The organism is Kitasatospora sp. NPDC028961, from assembly GCF_055564815.1.
The window spans coordinates 1-1,797 of the sequence record NZ_JBVHVO010000055.1 but is presented as its reverse complement, the minus strand read 5'-3'; the positions used below and the strand labels follow the sequence as shown (position 1 = coordinate 1,797).

1 protein-coding gene is annotated in these 1,797 nt (G+C 70.1%); it reads left to right on the top strand.

Annotation, left to right across the window (positions count from 1 at the left end):
• Positions 1-94: 94 nt before the first annotated feature.
• Entirely contained in the window at positions 95-1,786 is a 1,692-nt protein-coding gene (locus tag ACZ4UX_RS36935; protein WP_465709858.1) for an IS1182 family transposase, read from the top strand.
• The last annotated feature ends 11 nt before the right edge of the window (positions 1,787-1,797 follow it).

Genomic DNA, 1,797 nt, shown 5'->3' with positions numbered 1-1,797 from the left:
GATGCTGTTGGTTAATTCGGGCCCGTGCGTGACGTCGGCTCCCAAGACCCGGTTGTGGTCTTGGGAGCCGATGTTGTCGTGTGGGGAGGGTTCGGTGTCGATGCAGCCGGTGGAGCCGGGAGAGGTCCCGGTGGAGACCGTTCGGGTGGCCCGGGCAGCGTTTCCGAAGGGGAGTCTTGCCATCAGGGTCCGGGACGAGCTGGGAGCGTTGTTTCGGGACGAGGAGTTCGCGGACCTGTTCCCGCTGCGAGGGAAGCCGGCCTGGTCGCCGGGGCGGCTGGCGATGGTGTCGGTGTTGCAGTTCGTCGAGGGGCTGACCGACCGGCAGGCCGCGGAGGCGGTCCGGGCCAGGATCGACTTCAAGTACGCGCTCGGACTGGAACTGGACGATCCGGGCTTCGACTTCTCGGTGCTGTCGGAGTTTCGGGATCGTCTGGCGGCGGCGGACGCCGGGCCGCGGGTACTGGACGGCATCCTGGCCGCGGCCCGGGACAAGGGCCTGCTGAAGACCGGAGGCCGGGCCCGCACCGACTCCACCCACGTCCTGTCGGCGGCCAGGGAACTGTGCTGGCTGGAGATGGTCGCAGAGACGCTGCGTGCGGCGTTGAACGCGCTCGCCCGGGCCGCCCCCGACTGGCTGGCCGGGGCCGCGGAGCCCGACTGGTTCCGGCACTACGCCACCCGGGCCGAGGACTCCCGCTTCCCCAAGGCCCGCGCCAGGCGGGACGAGGTGGGACTGCGGATCGGCGGGGACGGCATGCGGTTGCTCCAGGCCGTCTTCGCTCCCGGCACGGCACCCGGCCTGCGCAGGCTGCACGAGGCGGAGACCTTGCGGCAGGTCTGGATCCAGCAGTTTCACCTGGTCGAAGGCGAGGTGAGGCGCCGGGACCCAAAAGACCGGCCGCCGGGCGCGACGCGCCTGGTCACCCCCTATGACACGCAGGCACGCGGCAGTGTGAAGCGCGAGACCTTCTGGCACGGCTACAAGGTCCACGTCACCGAGACCTGCGGACCCGATACCCCGAACCTGGTCACGGACGTGGTCTCCACCGAGGCCACCGTCCCGGACAGCATGATGACCGAGACGATCCATGGCCGGCTCGCCGAACGGGACTGCCTGCCGGGCGAGCACTGGGTCGATGCCGGCTATCCGAGCGCCGCCGCCCTGGTTACCGCCCGGCGCGAGCACGGCATCGCCCTGCACGGGCCGGTCGCCGCGAACACCAGCACCCAGAGCGCCGAGGCCGGCGGCTACGACCAGGAGGCCTTTTCCATCGACTGGGACCACAAACAGGTCACCTGCCCCGGCGGCCGCACCACCACCGCCTGGCACGAACGAAACTCGCAGCAAGGATTGCCCGTGGTCCGGGTACGGTTCTCCGTCCTCGACTGCCGGCCCTGCCCGGCCCGGCAGCAGTGCATCAACTCACCCACCGCCGAACGCCGTGAACTGCGCCTGCGTCACCACGACGAGCACCACGCGCTTCGGGCGGCCAGAGCAGAGCAGCAGAGCGACGAGTGGAAAGAGCGCTACAACATCCGGGCCGGGATCGAGGGCACCATCGCCCAAGGCGTCCAGCGCTGCGGCCTGCGCAGATCCCGCTACCGGGGCCTGGCGAAGACCAGCCTCCAGCACCAACTCACCGGCGCCGCGATCAACCTCGTCCGTATCGACGCCCACCTGACCGGCACACCCCGAGCCCGCACCCGCACCAGCCACTTCTCAGCACTTCGCCCCGCCGAGCACCAGCTCGGCGGGGCGAAGAAGAAGCAGGGCCCGAATTAACCAACAGCATC